The sequence below is a fragment of the Serratia sp. LS-1 genome (assembly GCF_003719595.1).
Taxonomy (GTDB): domain Bacteria; phylum Pseudomonadota; class Gammaproteobacteria; order Enterobacterales; family Enterobacteriaceae; genus Serratia; species Serratia ureilytica.
In genome coordinates, this window is the sequence record NZ_CP033504.1 from 2787315 (window position 1) to 2802569 (window position 15255).

The 15255-nt window shown below is 61.0% G+C and carries 11 protein-coding genes; 6 read left to right on the forward strand and 5 right to left on the reverse strand.

The window, feature by feature from the left end:
* Nucleotides 1–20: 20 nt before the first annotated feature.
* A complete protein-coding gene (locus EDY99_RS13390) occupies nucleotides 21–1388 on the reverse strand; it encodes an APC family permease (protein WP_025303526.1) in 1368 nt (455 codons plus the stop codon).
* 535 nt (nucleotides 1389–1923) lie between these two features.
* Entirely contained in the window at nucleotides 1924–3342 is a 1419-nt protein-coding gene (locus EDY99_RS13400) for a glutamine synthetase family protein (protein WP_033643789.1), read from the reverse strand.
* A 394-nt stretch (nucleotides 3343–3736) separates the two neighbouring features.
* On the opposite strand from EDY99_RS13400, the gene puuR reads away from it, so the two are divergent.
* The 5 genes from puuR to EDY99_RS13425 all read left to right on the forward strand — a co-directional run bounded on the left by puuR (nucleotide 3737) and on the right by EDY99_RS13425 (nucleotide 10189).
* Nucleotides 3737–4294, forward strand: a complete 558-nt coding sequence (gene puuR, locus EDY99_RS13405) for an HTH-type transcriptional regulator PuuR (protein WP_123061837.1) — start codon at nucleotides 3737–3739, stop codon at nucleotides 4292–4294.
* 155 nt (nucleotides 4295–4449) lie between these two features.
* Nucleotides 4450–5961 carry a sugar ABC transporter ATP-binding protein gene (locus EDY99_RS13410; protein WP_122004459.1) on the forward strand — a complete coding sequence of 504 codons (1512 nt, stop codon included), beginning with the start codon at nucleotides 4450–4452 and terminating at the stop codon, nucleotides 5959–5961.
* A complete protein-coding gene (locus tag EDY99_RS13415; RefSeq protein ID WP_033651904.1) occupies nucleotides 5958–6953 on the forward strand; it encodes an ABC transporter permease in 996 nt (331 codons plus the stop codon). Before EDY99_RS13410 ends, EDY99_RS13415 begins: the two co-directional genes overlap by 4 nt.
* Nucleotides 6954–7197: 244 nt before the next feature.
* Complete coding sequence (locus EDY99_RS13420; RefSeq protein ID WP_123061838.1) at nucleotides 7198–9186, forward strand: ligand-gated channel protein; 1989 nt, start codon at nucleotides 7198–7200, stop codon at nucleotides 9184–9186.
* A gap of 55 nt (nucleotides 9187–9241) precedes the next feature.
* On the forward strand, nucleotides 9242–10189 hold the full coding sequence (locus EDY99_RS13425) for a siderophore ABC transporter substrate-binding protein (protein ID WP_033643794.1): 948 nt from the start codon (nucleotides 9242–9244) through the stop codon (nucleotides 10187–10189).
* Between the two features lie 33 nt (nucleotides 10190–10222).
* On the opposite strand, the gene EDY99_RS13430 is transcribed toward EDY99_RS13425, so the two are convergent.
* Nucleotides 10223–11011: an ABC transporter ATP-binding protein gene (locus EDY99_RS13430; RefSeq protein ID WP_033643795.1), complete on the reverse strand. Its 789-nt coding sequence runs from the start codon at nucleotides 11009–11011 to the stop codon at nucleotides 10223–10225.
* Nucleotides 11008–12090, reverse strand: coding sequence for an iron ABC transporter permease (locus tag EDY99_RS13435; protein ID WP_033643796.1), 1083 nt, complete (start codon nucleotides 12088–12090; stop codon nucleotides 11008–11010). The genes EDY99_RS13430 and EDY99_RS13435 overlap by 4 nt, the downstream gene beginning before the upstream one ends.
* A gap of 369 nt (nucleotides 12091–12459) precedes the next feature.
* On the opposite strand from EDY99_RS13435, the gene EDY99_RS13440 reads away from it, so the two are divergent.
* Nucleotides 12460–13560 carry a GGDEF domain-containing protein gene (locus EDY99_RS13440; protein ID WP_060660453.1) on the forward strand — a complete coding sequence of 367 codons (1101 nt, stop codon included), beginning with the start codon at nucleotides 12460–12462 and terminating at the stop codon, nucleotides 13558–13560.
* 46 nt (nucleotides 13561–13606) lie between these two features.
* Here the strand turns inward: EDY99_RS13440 and EDY99_RS13445 are convergent, their stop codons facing one another.
* Nucleotides 13607–15085: an amino acid permease gene (locus EDY99_RS13445; protein ID WP_033643798.1), complete on the reverse strand. Its 1479-nt coding sequence runs from the start codon at nucleotides 15083–15085 to the stop codon at nucleotides 13607–13609.
* Between the last annotated feature and the right edge of the window lie 170 nt (nucleotides 15086–15255).

Genomic DNA, 15255 nt, shown 5'->3' on the forward strand with positions numbered 1-15255 from the left:
GCTGAGGAGACGGCTCGCGTTTAGGCGGCGTCTTCGCTCGCTTGCGGCACCGGCAGACGGAAGCTGCGGGTGACGAAGGCCAGGTAGATCAGGCCGATGGCAGCCCAAACCAGGCCCAGCGTCATCGAGCTGGCTTCCAGGTTGATCCACAGCGCGCCGACGGTCAGTGCGCCCATCACCGGCAGGATCAGGTAGTTGAACGTGTCCTTCACGGTGCGGTTCATCTTGTCGCGAATATAGAACTGCGAGATCACCGACAGGTTAACGAAGGTGAAGGCCACCAGCGCACCGAAGTTGATCAGCGCGGTCGCGGTCACCAGGTCAAACGACACCGCGGACAACGCGATGGCGCCTACCAGCAGCACGTTCAGCGCCGGGGTACGCCACTTCGGATGCACATAGCCGAAGAAGCGAGTCGGGAACACGCCGTCGCGGCCCATCACGTACATCAGACGCGAAACGCCCGCGTGCGCCGCCATGCCCGACGCCAATACCGTCACGCAGGAGAACACCAGGATCACCGACTGGAAGAACTTGCCCGCCACGTACAGCATGATTTCAGGCTGCGACGCGTCCGGATCCTTGAAGCGCGAAATGTCCGGGAAGTACAGCTGCACGAAGTAAGACACCACGATAAAGATGATGCCGCCGATCAGCGCCGTCAGGAAGATGGCTTTCGGGATCACTTTTTCCGCGTCTTTGGTCTCTTCGGACAGCGAGCTGATGCCGTCGAAGCCCAGGAACGAGAAGCACAGGATGGTCGCGCCGGTAATCATCGGCACCACGTGAGCGTTATCGGACCAGAACGGGCGGCTGCTGACCAGCGTACCGGCGCCTTCGCCGTGGTAAATGCCGTTGATCACCAGGCCGAGGAACACGATCATGATCGCCACCTGCACCACCACGATGATGGAGTTCAGGTTAGCCACCAGCTTGATGCCGCGCAGGTTGAAAATCGTCATCAAGCCGACCAGCACCGCCACGAAGATCCAGGACGGTACGCCCGGGAAGATCGCTTCCAGGTAAATCTTGGCCAGCAAAATGTTGATCATCGGCATGAACAGGTAGTCCAGCAGCGATGACCAGCCCACCATAAAGCCGACGTGCGGGCTGATGGCTTTCTGGGCGTAGGTGTAGGCGGAACCGGCGGAAGGGAACTTCTTCACCAGCTTGCCGTAGCTCAGGGCGGTAAACAGGATCGCCAGCAGAGCGAAGGCGTACGCGGTCGCGACGTGACCATCGGTCAGGCCGGATACGATGCCGAAGGTATCGAAAATGGTCATTGGCTGCAGGTAAGCCAAGCCCATCATCACTACCGGAACTAAAGTCAGGGTTTTACGCAGCTGAGTGCGCTGAGCCGGAGCGGCGTTGATGGTGTTATCGGACATTGTTCAGCCCCCCCTTACCTTGAGCCTTGCGGATGGCGGACACGCCAAGACTTAAGGTTGCGGGGAAACTTCGCAACGAGCGACTTAATTCTAAAAGAAGGGGGTTGTAAGCTGGATAACGGGTCGAGGTAACCTCGGCTGCTCCATAGTCGCTGCGGCCACAGCGGAAACCGGCGGGCACCGGCGCTAAAGTGAAAAATTGCCCCATCTTTCTAATCCTCATGAGTCACGACCATAAAGTTTTGTTTGATCGTGCACGAAACTATTTATCTATCCGGATCGGTGTCCGGCCTCGCTTGGTGTATGAAACGCTACGTTGGTAAAACATAATGCAAAAAAAATAACCGACGCTTTCAAAACGTCGGCTATCTGCATTTGAGATATTTTGCACCAGAATGCCTCCGAATGACAAGATCCGGAAACCCTCAAATACAAATTCTTTTTGTCGATCGCACGGAAAACCAGCCCGGCAGGCGAATTAATCCGCTGCCGGCAGGCCAGTCGCCCGCACATACCTCTTACTTTATACGCCTATTCAGGCATTTTTCAACATCCAGTCGATCTCGGTTTCCGTCACTCGCCGTTCAAACTGCAGCAGTTCGTCGGTCTTGCAGGCGTGATAAACGCGGGTGAAACGCTCGCCGAGATAGTGCGTCAGCGCGTGCTGATGTTCAAACTCGTACAGCGCGTCGCTCTGGCGGATCGGCAGCGGCAGCCCCTCTTGCTCCAGCCCGTTGCCGGTCACCGGCTCAGGCAGCGGCAGTAGGTTGTCCAGCCCGTACAGCATGCCGGCCAGGATCGCCGCCATCACCAGATACGGATTGGCGTCGGCGCCGGCCACGCGATACTCCACCCGATGGTTCTCCGGTTCGCCGCAGGGAATGCGCAGCGCCACGGTGCGGTTATTGTGGCCCCAGGCGGCCTGGATCGGCACATACATCCCCGGCTGGAAACGCCGATAGGCATTGACGTTCGGCGCCAACAGCGCCATCGACGCCGGCATCAGGGTGATCATCCCGGCCAGCGCCTGTTTCAAGAGCGGCGAATCCTCGCCTTCGCCGTCGGCGAACAGGTTGTTGCCCGCGCCATCCTGCATGCTGACGTGCACGTGCATGCCGCTGCCGGCGTAATCCTCATAGGGCTTGGCCATAAAGGTGGCGTGCATGCCGTGGTTCTCGGCCACCAGCCGCACCAGCCGCTTCAGCGCCAGCGCGTGGTCGCAGGCCTGCAAGATATCGTCGGTATGGCGCAGGTTGACCTCGAACTGCCCCGGCGAGGCCTCCGCCACCGCGCCGTCCGCCGGCAGCCCCTGCAGCTTCGCCAGCGCGTCGATATCGTTCAGCACCTCGGCGAAATGGTTCAGGTTATCGACGGAGTACACCTGGCTTTGGGTGTTGCGCTCCTGCGTGCCGGGCGCACACGGCGGTTGCAAATCGCCTTCCGCGTCGCGCTGCCGATCGATGAGATAAAACTCCAGCTCTACCGCTGCCACCGGGAACAAGCCGCGCTGTCGCAGCGCCTGCCACACGCGGTTCAGCACATTGCGGGGTTCAACGTCAAAGGGAGTGCCATCTTCATCCAGCATGGTGAGCAGCACCTGGCCGATGTGCTGCGGATCGGCCGCCGACGGCGTCAGCGAACCGGGCACCGGCAGGCATACGCGATCCGGTTCGCCGAGTTCCTGCCCAAGGCCGGCCTCCTCCACCACGTTGCCGAGGATGTCCATAGCGAACACCGACGCGGGGAAGTAGCTGCCTTTTTCCAGTTTTTTCAACCCTGAGACGGGTATGCGTTTGCCGCGGAAGGAACCATTGAGATCGGTGAGAAGGATATCGATATACTGCGTGGCGGGATGGCGTTCCAAATAATGAGCGACCTCATTTTGGAACGCGCTACTTCGCCTCTCTTCATGATGCTGTGCAAAATGTTCAACTGCTGCGCTATTGGTTTGCATACGTCACCCGCCATTATGCTCTTAAGGCGCGTTGGCGCCCGTCCGCCGTTCGATTCAACACATGATTGGATTTCTCGCCAGGTCGCGCCGCTGCGGGCGCTCAAAATAACATCCACAACATGAAACATAGTCTTAACAGAATGGGTTTGCAAATGTTACAATCCTGTTTGATTATTCGCCATCGGCTGCTAAATTGATAAAATATTGACCGAAAAGGCCTTGCCGCCATTTTCACGTCAACTATTTTGTCCGCCGCGCCGACGGTGAGCATGGGCAATATATTTTCCAAACCTACCCTAACTACCGATATCATGCAGCATCGTTATCGACCAGGCAGGCGCCCGATACCGATCGTCATTTCAGCCTGTCGCCCTTACCAGAAGGAAGTACCGCTATGAGCGAAGCCAGCTTGGCACCGGGCAAACGCCTGTCGCAGATCCGCCAGCAATTGGGTTTGTCACAGCGCCGGGTCGCCGAACTGTCCGGGTTAACCCACAGTGCGATCAGCACCATCGAACAGGACAAAGTCAGCCCGGCCATCAGCACGCTGCAAAAGTTGCTTAAGGTGTATGGCCTGTCGCTGTCGGAATTCTTTGCCGAACCGGAGGCCGTCGACGAGCCGCGCGTGGTGATCGACGTCGAGGATCTGATTGAGATCGGCAGCCAGGGGGTGTCGATGAAGCTGGTGCACAACGGCAGCCCGACGCGCAACCTGGCGATGATGCTGGAAACCTACCAGCCCGGCACCACCACCGGCGAAAAGATCAAGCATCAGGGCGAAGAGATAGGCACCCTGCTGGAGGGCGAGATCGTGCTGACCATCAACGGCCAGAGTTACTGCCTGACCGCCGGTCAGAGCTACGCCATCAACACCGGCATTCCGCACAGCTTCAGCAATACCTCGGCGCGCATCTGCCGCATCGTCAGCGCACACACCCCCACCACCTTCTGACCGTTTATCGCTCCGGCGCAGCCTGACGCGGGTTGCGCCCCTGTCCGCCCACGCTTTTCATCGCCGTTATGCCATTTTGTTGGTTGCCAACGGCGCAATCTGTGTTACAACAGAGTAAAACAGCCATCTAAACATCTAAACGGCCTCACTACGCAATGTCAACCGCAACGCCTTCGCGCCTCGAGATGCGCAATATCTCGATCGCCTTCGCCGGCTTCAACGCGCTGCAGGACGTGGACTTCACGCTGCACGGCGGCTCAATCCACGCGCTGGTCGGCGCCAACGGCGCGGGCAAATCGACGCTAATGGCGATCCTCTCCGGCGCCCACGATCACTACCGCGGCGAGATCCTGATCGACGGCCGGGCAGTGGAAATTCATTCCCCGCTGCAGGCGCGCCGCCACGGCATCCACGTGGTGCAGCAAGAAGTCGATGTCGCGCTGATCCCCACGCTGTCGGTGGCGGAAAACATCATGCTGGACTGGCTGAACGAACCGGGCCACTGGCTGAACTGGGCGGAACTGCACCGCCGCGCCGCAGAGCTGCTGCAGCAATGGGCGCTGCCGCTCAACCCGCGCAGACGCCTGGCGGACTGCACGCTGGCGGAAAAACAGCAGGTGCTGCTGGCGCGCGCGCTGTCGCACCGCTGCCGTTTTCTGGTGCTCGATGAACCGACTGCGCCGCTCGATCGCGCCGAGAGCGAGCGCCTGTTCAACGTGGTGCGCCGCCTGCAATCCGAAGGCATCGGCATCGTATTCATTTCTCACCGCATCCACGAACTGAGCGACATTTGCGATCGGCTGACGGTGCTGCGCGACGGCCGCCGCGTCAGCGAAGACGCCATGCGCGGCCTCGGCGGCGAACAGATCGTCGAGAAAATGCTCGGCCACCGGCTGGACGACATTTTCCCGCCGCCGCGCCCGCCGCACGCGGAGCGTACGCTGCTGCAGGTGGAGGGCTTGCGCGATCGCCATAAGCTGCGCGACGTTTCGCTGCGGCTGCATGAAGGCGAGATCCTCGGCATCGCCGGGCTGGCCGGGGCCGGGAAAAGCGAGCTGTGCAAGGCATTGTTCGGCGCCGGCGCCGCGCTGCTGGAACGCGGCGAACTGCGCGGGCAGCCCTGGGCGCCGCGTGCGCCGCATCTGTCGGTCGAACAGGGGCTGGCGCTGGTGCCGGAAGAACGCCGCAAAGAAGGCATTTTTATCGATGAGGCGATCCCGATGAACCTGAGCGTCAGCGCCGATGACAGCTTCTCGCGCTGGAGCCTGTTCAGCCGGCGGCAAGAGCTGCGCTGGGCGCGCGAGATCATGCAGCGTCTGAACATTCGCGCCTCCGGTCCGCAACAGCGGCTGGCGCGCCTGTCCGGCGGCAATCAGCAAAAAGTGGCGATCGGCAAGTGGCTGCGCGGCGACGCCGACGTGCTGATCTTCGATGAGCCGACCAAGGGCGTGGACATCAAGGCCAAACAGGAACTGTTCAGCCTGATCGACGGCCTGGCCCGCGCCGGCAAAGGCGTGATTTACGCCTCCGGCGAGTTCGCCGAGCTGGTTGGCCTGTGCGATCGCATCTGCGTGCTGTGGGACGGCCGCATCGTGGCGGAGCTGAACGCCGCCGATACCGACGAAGAAACCTTATTGCTCTATTCCACCGGAGGAACCCCTGCGTGAGTAAAGAATTTGCCTTGCGGCCGGCGCTGCCCTGGCGCCAACAGCTGTTTGATTTCCTCTACAAGTGGGGCATGCTGCTGACCGTCGCGGCGCTGGTCGCCCTGTTTGGCCTGGCGTCGGACAACTTTCTCGATGCCAACAACATCATCAATATCCTGCGTTCGATCGCCATCGTGACGGTGATCGCCATCGGCGTCTCCATCTCGCTGTCGGTCGGCGGTTTCGATCTGTCGGTCGGCTCAACCGCCTCACTGGCCAACGCGCTGGTGATTTCACTGTTCGTCTGGCACGGGTTCGGCACCGCCGGCGCCATGGTGGTGACGCTGTTGCTGTGCACGCTGGTCGGCCTGTTCAACGCCCTGCTGATCGTGGTGTTCAGAATTCCCGATATGCTGGCGACGCTGGCCAGCCTGTTCGTGATCCAGGGCGTGGCGATGACCTACAGCTACGGCGGCTCCATCACCCAAAACATGGTGCTGCCGAATGGCGACATGGCGGAAGGCCTGATCCCGGAGGTGTTTTCCGCCCTCGGCCAGGTGCCGGTGATCGTGCTGATCATGCTGGCGGTCACCGTGGCGGTGCAGCTGTTTCTGTCGTTGACCAAGCACGGCCGCCGCATGTACGCCATCGGCGGCAACCCCGAGGCGGCGCGTCTGTCGGGCATCCGCACCGTGCGTTACAGGGTTGCCGCTTACGTCATTTCTTCCTGGCTGGCGGCGCTTGGCGGCATCTTGCTGGCGTCACGTATCGGCTCTTCGCAGGTCAATGCCGGCGGCGGCTATCTGATGGACGCGGTGGCGGCGGCCTATATCGGCTTCTCGCTGGCGGGCTCCGGCAAACCCAATGCGCTCGGCACCCTGATCGGCGCGGTGATCCTCGGCGTGCTGCAAAACGGCCTGGTGATGCTGTCGGTGCCCTACTACGCCATGGACATTATCAAAGGCCTGGTGTTGGCGCTGGCGCTGGCCATCACCTATATCCAGAAACGCTGATCCTCTCCGGCGCACGTCTGCTGCGCCGCTTTTCCCTTTAATTCATCCGGTTACTCTTTCCCGCCAGAATAACAAGCATACAAATGATATGAATTATCATTAGCGTTTACATTCAGTAAAAAATCCTTACAATGGCCTCACGCAACGCTGACGAAGCGACGGATTTCTCAGCGAACGATGAATTATTTCATTAGAAATTCAATTGGTTAATTACTTTCACTTCAATCCAGGAAAGGTTTACCTCATGGAAACGCCACGTTACAGCAAGCTCGCCGCTCTGGTGATCGCCTCACTCAGCGCCACCGCCGCACTGGCCGCGCCGCAGGACGACACCCAAGACACCATGGTCGTCACCGCCTCCGGCTTCCAGCAAAAAATTCAGGACTCCGCCGCCTCCATCTCGGTGATCCCGCGCCAGCAGATCGAAGATAAGGCCTATCGCGACGTGACCGACGCGCTGAAAGACGTGCCGGGCGTGGTCGTCACCGGCGGCGCCAGCAGCAGCGACATCAGCATCCGCGGCATGTCCTCCAAGTACACGCTGATCCTGGTGGACGGCAAGCGCGTTGACACCCGCGGCACCCGGCCGAACAGCGATAACGCCGGCATCGAACAGGGCTGGCTGCCGCCGATGGAAGCCATCGAGCGCATCGAAGTGGTGCGCGGGCCGATGTCTTCGCTGTACGGTTCCGACGCCATGGGCGGCGTGATCAACGTCATCACCCGCAAGACTTCCCGCACCGAGTGGAAAGGCTCGCTGCACGGCGACGCCACCCTCCAGGAAAACCGCGATTCCGGCGATCTGTTCCAGACCAACGCCTACGCCTCCGGCCCACTGATTGAAGGCCTGCTCGGCGTGCGGGTCAACGGCCTGCTGTCGCGCCGCGCGGAAGATAAAATCGCCAACGGTTACAACGAACAGCGCATGCGCAGCGGCACCGCGGTGTTCACTCTGACGCCGGACGAGAAAAACGAATTCGACTTCGAAATCGGCCGCTCGCTGCAGGATCGCAACAGCACGCCGGGCAAATCGGTGGTGGCGGAGCGCTGCAGCAAAGGCAAGTGCAAACCTACCTCTCGCAGCGAAAATCTCTACACCCGCACCAACTACGCGCTGACCCACAACGGTTATTACGACTTCGGTAACTCCACCAGCTACGTTCAGCGGGAAGAGACCAATAACCCGGGCCGCAAGATGAAGATGTACAACACCATCTTCAACACCCAGAACCAGTTCGAGCTGGGTGCCCACATGCTGAACCTCGGCGGCCAATACCGCTATGAGAAACTGGGCGACAGCGGCAACCAGCTGAGCTCGGCGCAAGACGTCAACCAGCTGACGCGCTGGAGCTGGGCGCTGTTCGCCGAGGACGAATGGGCGCTGACCAACGACTTCAGCCTGACCAGCGGCATCCGTATGGATCGCGATCAGAACTTCGGCAGCCACTGGTCGCCGCGCATGTACGGCGTCTGGCACCTGACCGAACAGTGGACGATGAAAGGCGGCGTCTCCGCCGGCTACCGTTCGCCGGATCTGCGCCAATCCTCCGCCAGCTGGGGCCAGGTCACCGGCGGCGGCGTGCGTAACGGCATCATCGTCGGCAACCCGGATCTGCAGCCTGAGAAGAGCCTGAGCGAAGAGATCGGCCTGATGTGGGACAGCCTGAAAGGCGTAAACGCTGGGGTGACGGTCTTCAACACCGACTTCAAGAACAAGATCACCGAAGTGCGCCGCTGCGAAGACACGCCGGACTGTAAGATCGGCAATGACGTCTACGACTTTATCAGCGATCGCGTCAACGTCGACAAAGCCAATATGCGCGGCGTAGAGGCCACCTTCGGCTGGCAGATCAATAAAGACTGGAAGTGGAACGCCAACTACACCTACACCGCTTCCGAGCAGAAAAGCGGCGAGTTCCAGGGCAAGGCGCTGAACCAGATGCCTAAGCACATGATCAACACCGTGCTGGATTGGCAGGCTACGCAAGACCTCAGCCTGTGGTCGCGCGTTAACTTCCGCAGCCGCACCTCAGACTACCTGAGCCGCACGTCGATGGAGACCAGCACCCCGTCCTACACCTTCGTCGATGCGGGCCTGAGCTACCAGGCGGCGAAAAACCTGCAGCTGACCGGCGGGGTCTACAACATTCTCGACAAGACCGTGGATTACGATCACTATCGCACCACGCTGGACGGCCGCCGTTACACCGTCGGCATGACCTACAACTTCTGATGCCCCCGGGCGCGCGCTGCGCGCCCTTTTCATTCCATCACCGAGAGGAAGCTCCATGAGATTACGCCGCTCCCCCCTGATGATCGCCCTGCTGGCCGCGATGGCGCTGGCGGGTTGCCACAGCAAAACCGACGCGCCGGCGGCCTCGGCCACCGTCAACGTCCAGCACCTGAACGGCAGCACCGAGGTGAAGAAGCACCCGCAGCGCATCGTGGTGCTGGATTACGCCTCGCTGGAAACGCTGCAGCTGCTGGGCGTCGAGCCGCTGGCGCTGCCCGGCAACCGCAAGAACTTGCCGGATAACCTGAAGCGCTATCAGGATGACAAATACCTCAATGCCGGCACCCTGTTCGAACCGGATATGGCCGTGCTGCGCGCCGCCAAACCGGATCTGATCCTGATCGCCGGCCGGGCGTCCAAAGCCTATGACGAGCTGAACACGCTGGCACCGACGTTGAACATGTCCGTCGATCAGCAGGATCAGCTGGGCAGCCTGAAACAGCGCACCCGCCAGTTGGGCGAGCTGTTCGATAAACCGCAACAGGCGCAGGCGGCGATCGATAAGCTGGATGCGCAGATCGCGGCGGTCAAACCGCAGGCCGCCCAGGCCGGACGCGGGCTGGTGGTGCTGTTCTCCGGCGGCAAGATCAGCGCTTACGCCCCCAAGAGCCGTTTCAGCTTCGTCTATGACGCTCTCGGCTTCTCGTCCGCGCTGCAGTCCGATGAAAAAGACGTGCGCGGCAATAAGCTGACGCCTGAGCAGGTCGCCAAACTGAACCCGGACTGGCTGTTCGTCATCGACAGAGACGCCGCGACCGGTCGGCCGAACGCGGTGGCGCCGCAGAAAATCCTCACCGGCACCGCGCTGAAGAAAACCACGGCGGTGAAAAAAGGCCAGGTGGTTTACCTGCCGGCGGCCGAGGTCTATCTGTCCGGCGGCATCGTCACCGCCCAGCACGTCGTCGAACGCGTGAGCGAAGCACTGAACCGCGCTGCGCGATAAAAAAAGCCCGGCGATGCCGGGCTTTTTCCTGGATTATATCGTCGGCTGGTTCACCAGACCGTCTATCAGCACCTGCGGCGTGCCCTGCGAGCAACGCTCGATGCGCCCGCGCACGCCATAGACCCGCGCCAGGCTCTGCGGCGTAATCACCTGATCCGGCGCGCCGTCGGCGATCAGATCGCCATCCTGCAGCATCAGCACGTGGTCGCCGTGACGCAGCGCAATGTTGATGTCATGCACTACCACCACCGTCACGATATCGCGCTTGCGGGTTTCGCGGCGCACCAAATCCATCACGTGGAACTGGTAGTTGAGATCGAGCGCGCTCAGCGGCTCATCCAGCAGCAGCAGCGACGGCTGACGGATCAGCGACTGCGCCAACCCCACCAACTGTTTCTGGCCGCCGGACAGCTGATCGAGATAACTCAGCGCCAGGTGGGCGATGCCCAGCTGTTCCAGCAAAGCCATCACTTCCGCTTCGCTGCCGGCGTTGCTGCGGCCGCCCGAGGCGCGCTGCGCCACGATGATCGACTCCAGCACGTGCAGATGCACCCCGGCGGGCAGCGACTGCGGCAGGTACACCACTTTCTCCGCCCGACGGGCGAACGGCATCTGCATCAAATCGCCGTCGTCCAGCCACAGCTTGCCCTGCGCCGGGTTCAGCCCGGCCAGCGAGCGCAGCAATGTCGATTTGCCGCTGCCGTTCGGCCCCAGCAACACGGTGATTTGCCCGCGCGGCAGCATCGGCACCGAGAGATTGTCGATCACCTGGCGTTTCGGGTAACCCGCCGAGAAGTTTTCTATCCGTAAACCCTGGCTCATACGTTCCCCCGGTGGCGCAGAATAATGCTCAGGAAGAACGGCACCCCGACCAACGACGTCACGATCCCCACCGGGATGATTACCCCAGGCACCAGGTTTTTCGACGCCACCGAGGCCATCGACAGCACCAGCGCGCCAATCAGCGCACTGGCCGGCAGGTAGAAACGGTGATCTTCGCCGAAGATCATGCGGGCGATGTGCGGCGCCACCAGACCGATAAAGCCGATCGGCCCGACGAAAGCCACCGCCAGCGCCGAGAGCATGCTGATGCGCAGCAGCGTGGTCAAACGCAGCCGACGCACGTCGATGCCGAAGCTCACCGCCCGGTCTTCACCCAGACGCAGCGCGGTCAGTTTCCACGAGCTCATCATCGACAGCGGCAGCAGCACGGCGAACACCCCGAACAGAATGCCCAGTTTGTCCCACGAGGCGCGCGCCAGGCTGCCCATGGTCCAGAACACCAGCCCCTGCAGCGTATCCTCGCTGGCGATGAACTGCATCATCGAGACCAGCGCGTTGAAGGTAAACACCAGCGCGATACCGAACAGCACTACGCCGGAGGTGGCGACCCGCGTCCAGCGCGTGATGCCGTCAAGCATCAGCGCGGCGAACAGCGCGAAGATAAAAGCGTTGGCGGAGATGAACCACTGATCGGGGATCCCCGGAATGCCGATGCCGAGCACGATCGCCAGCGCGGCGCCAAAGGCCGCGGCGGAAGACACCCCGAGGGTGAAGGGGCTGGCCAGCGGGTTATTCAGGATGGTCTGCATTTCCGCCCCGGCCAGGCCGAGCGCAAAGCCCACCACCACCGCCATCAACGCATAGGGCAAGCGGATGTCCCAGACGATCACCCGCGTGCCGGCATCGGCCGCGGCGGGATCAAGCAGCGTTTGCCATAAAGACGACAACGACAGGCCGGACGGCCCCATGGTGAAATCCAGCAGCAGCGAGCCCAGGATCGCCAGTGCCAATACGCCCATCATCAACAGGCGATGGCGAAGAATATGCTGATAACGCCCCATCACGCCGGCGTCGGGTTGCCCCTTGGCTTCAGTCATGGGATCGGTGGATACGCTCATTAGTTAAGATACCTGTTGCAACCATCATGACAGCGGCGCGAAAGCGGCCGCCGTGAACCGAAAAGTGTGCGGCAGCAGCCTGCTGCACAGCCGTTAACAATAAAACAAACGATAATACTTATCAATCATATCAATAGGTGAAAACGGCGTTGTCGAAATGTAATAATTTGTTTTTTATCGCCATTTTTCAAACCGCCACGCTTTCCCCCGCCAACGGCCAGTAGGTTAATTATTCTGAAAATTCTTCCTGATCCGACCAGACTCTGACAAATAACGGCAAAACCACATAGAATCCAAAATCACAGCACCGCGCGTGCAAAAAAACTTCAGGCCGCCGCAAGAGCGGCCTTATTGATTGACGAGGCTGTAATGAGAAGTCCATCTCCGGCGGTAACGCCCAAACGCCCGGCGCTGCTGAACTGGCTGTTATACAGCCCGCTGCACGCCGATGACGAGCCGTTTCAACGCCAGCTGCGTCTCACGCTGACGCCCTCTCCTCTCACGCCCTGGCTGAATGCCGCAGGGCCGGCCGCGCTGCTGGCGGGGTACGCCTGGCTGGTCCAGCGGCCGCTCGGCATCGGTTTGTTGCTGCTGCTGCTGTTGTTGACCGCCGGGCGAGCCTGGCTGGCGCGCCGGCGTCAACCGGCCTGGCCGAACGCCATGCTGGTGACGGTGCTGCTGTGGGCGCTGCTGGTCGGCGCCAGCGCCGCTCTGGCGATGCTCTCGGGCCGCTTCGTCTTAATGCTGTTCGCCGGCCTGACGATCACCGCCCTGGCCTGCTGGCTGATGCAACGCCACGCCGCCGTCCCGCGCTTCGCGCTGCTTGAGGTGATCGCGCTGACGCTGCCTTACCTGCTGGCGGCGCCGCTGTCGCGCGTGCAAAACCTGTTTGTCCTGGCGGACCTCGCGCCGCTGTGGCTGGTGCTGGCCCACGGCATGATCGCGCGCTACCACCGCCAGCTGGTGCAGCACGTCACGCTGGCGTGGGAGAAGCAGCAGGCGTCGCACCGCGATCGCCTGACCGGCTTTCTCAACCGCGCAGGCGGCGAGACGGTGATGCGCAGCATCTGCCGTCCCGGAACGGCGCAGCCGATCTCCCACCTGTTCATTCTTGAATTCGGCCCGCTGGCGGCGCTCTACCAAAGCCACGGCGTCCAGATCGGCGACGACGTGCTGCGCACCGTCGGCGAGCGCCTCAAGACGCTGATCCGCCCCAGCGACTATATCTGCCGCTATACCGGCGGCCAGTTTCTGATTCTGGTGCACGATCTGCCCTACGGCGCGGAAAGCGAGTTTCTGGCGCGCATTGTGCCGCCGCTGGAGGCGCCCTACGATTTTGGCGCGTTCGGCGAGGTGAACATGCAGCTTAACGCCGGCATTGTGGCGCTGACGCAGGATTACGCGACGGTAGAGAGTTTGATGAGCTCGGCGCAGCAGGCGCTGGCGGAAGCCAAAGGCGGGAAAAAGTAAAACAAAACGCGGCGGGAGCCCCCCGCCGCGTGTCACTCACCGAAAATTACTTCACGTCCATCTTCGGGAATTCCATCTCGCTGTACTTCACGACACGGGTGCCTTGCGACAGCTTGTAACCAAACCAAATCAGCAGGAACAGCGGAATACCGATGTAGGTCGCGGTCACGCCGTACCAGTCGATCTTGTCTTGCAGGAAGGCCTGGTAGTTCTGCCCCAGGGTGATAATCAGACACAGCACGAAGGCGAAGATCGGCCCCAGCGGGAAGAAACCGGAACGGTACGGCAAATCGTTCAGATCGCGCCCCTGCAGCATGTAGCCGCGACGGAAACGGTAGTGGCTGATGGCGATGCCCAACCAGGCGATGAAACCGGTCATGCCCGAGGTATTCAGCAGCCACAGGTAAACCGACTGGTTACCGAACATCGACGTCAGGAAGCACAGGCCGGCCACCACGCAGGTCGCGTACAGCGCGTTGCGCGGCACGCCGCCTTTCGACAGCTTGGCGAAGATACGCGGCGCCTTGCCTTCCGAAGCCAGGGTGTACAGCATGCGGGTCGACGCATACATGCCCGAGTTACCGGCCGACAGCACCGCCGTCAGGATCACCGCGTTCATCACCGCCGCCGCCGACAGCAGGCCGGCATGTTGGAAGACCAGCGTGAATGGGCTGACGCTGATGTCTTTCACGTCGTTGCGCAGCAGGCTCGGATCGGTGTACGGAATGATCAGGCTGATGATCAGAATGGCGAAGATATAGAACAACAGGATACGCCAAAACACCTGACGCACCGCGCGCGGGATGTTTTTACCCGGGTTTTCCGATTCGCCGGCTGCGATGCCGATAAGTTCGGTGCCCTGGAACGAGAAGCCGACGATCATGGCCACGCCGATCATCGCCGAGAAGCCACCGGCAAACGGCGCGTCTCCTATTGTCCAGTTCTGCCAGCCGGCATGCTCGCCGCCCTTCAGAATGCCGACGATCATCATCACGCCGACGGCGATGAAGATAATCACGGTGCTGACCTTGATCAGCGCGAACCAGTATTCCGCCTCGCCGAACCCTTTCACCGAAATGTAGTTCAGCAGGAACATCAGGCCGAGGAACAGCGCGCTCCAGATCCAACCCGGGGTGTCCGGGAACCAGTAGCTCATCACCAACTGCGAGGCCACCAGGTCAACGGCGATGGTCACCGCCCAGTTGTACCAGTAGTTCCAGCCCAGCGCGAAGCCGAAGCCTTCTTCTACGTATTTGGCGCCGTAGGTGGAGAATGAACCGGAGACCGGCATAAAGGCCGCCAGTTCGCCCAGGCTGGTCATCAGGAAGTACACCATCAAACCGATCAGAGCGTAAGACAACAGCGCCCCGCCGGGGCCTGCCTGAGAAACCGTGGCGCCCGAGGCGACGAAGAGGCCGGTGCCGATGGAGCCGCCGATGGCGATCATGGTCAAATGCCGGGCTTTCAATTCACGGCGCAATCCGGGTGCTTGCTGCCCCGATGTTTTTATATCCTGCTGAGCCATTCGTTCCCTATCTATCTGCTCTTCGAAAAATGAGGGCGGATTGTAACAAATACCCGCCGGTGAACTAGCAACATTGCACCGATATAAGATAGCTTCATAATTCAGAGGCAATTATTAGCTGCGGCCCTTATAGCCTTACTTACTCTCATTAATGTGAGCGCGCGCAGGTT

Excerpts from the sequence above, each read along its gene's own strand:
- EDY99_RS13425 (WP_033643794.1), top strand. The coding sequence starts at position 9,242 with ATGAGATTACGCCGCTCCCCCCTGATGATCGCCCTGCTGGCCGCGATG.
- EDY99_RS13390 (WP_025303526.1), bottom strand. The coding sequence starts at position 1,388 with ATGTCCGATAACACCATCAACGCCGCTCCGGCTCAGCGCACTCAGCTG.
- EDY99_RS13410 (WP_122004459.1), top strand. The coding sequence starts at position 4,450 with ATGTCAACCGCAACGCCTTCGCGCCTCGAGATGCGCAATATCTCGATC.
- EDY99_RS13440 (WP_060660453.1), top strand. The coding sequence starts at position 12,460 with ATGAGAAGTCCATCTCCGGCGGTAACGCCCAAACGCCCGGCGCTGCTG.
- EDY99_RS13430 (WP_033643795.1), bottom strand. The coding sequence starts at position 11,011 with ATGAGCCAGGGTTTACGGATAGAAAACTTCTCGGCGGGTTACCCGAAA.
- EDY99_RS13400 (WP_033643789.1), bottom strand. The coding sequence starts at position 3,342 with ATGCAAACCAATAGCGCAGCAGTTGAACATTTTGCACAGCATCATGAA.
- puuR (WP_123061837.1), top strand. The coding sequence starts at position 3,737 with ATGAGCGAAGCCAGCTTGGCACCGGGCAAACGCCTGTCGCAGATCCGC.
- EDY99_RS13445 (WP_033643798.1), bottom strand. The coding sequence starts at position 15,085 with ATGGCTCAGCAGGATATAAAAACATCGGGGCAGCAAGCACCCGGATTG.
- EDY99_RS13435 (WP_033643796.1), bottom strand. The coding sequence starts at position 12,090 with ATGAGCGTATCCACCGATCCCATGACTGAAGCCAAGGGGCAACCCGAC.
- EDY99_RS13420 (WP_123061838.1), top strand. The coding sequence starts at position 7,198 with ATGGAAACGCCACGTTACAGCAAGCTCGCCGCTCTGGTGATCGCCTCA.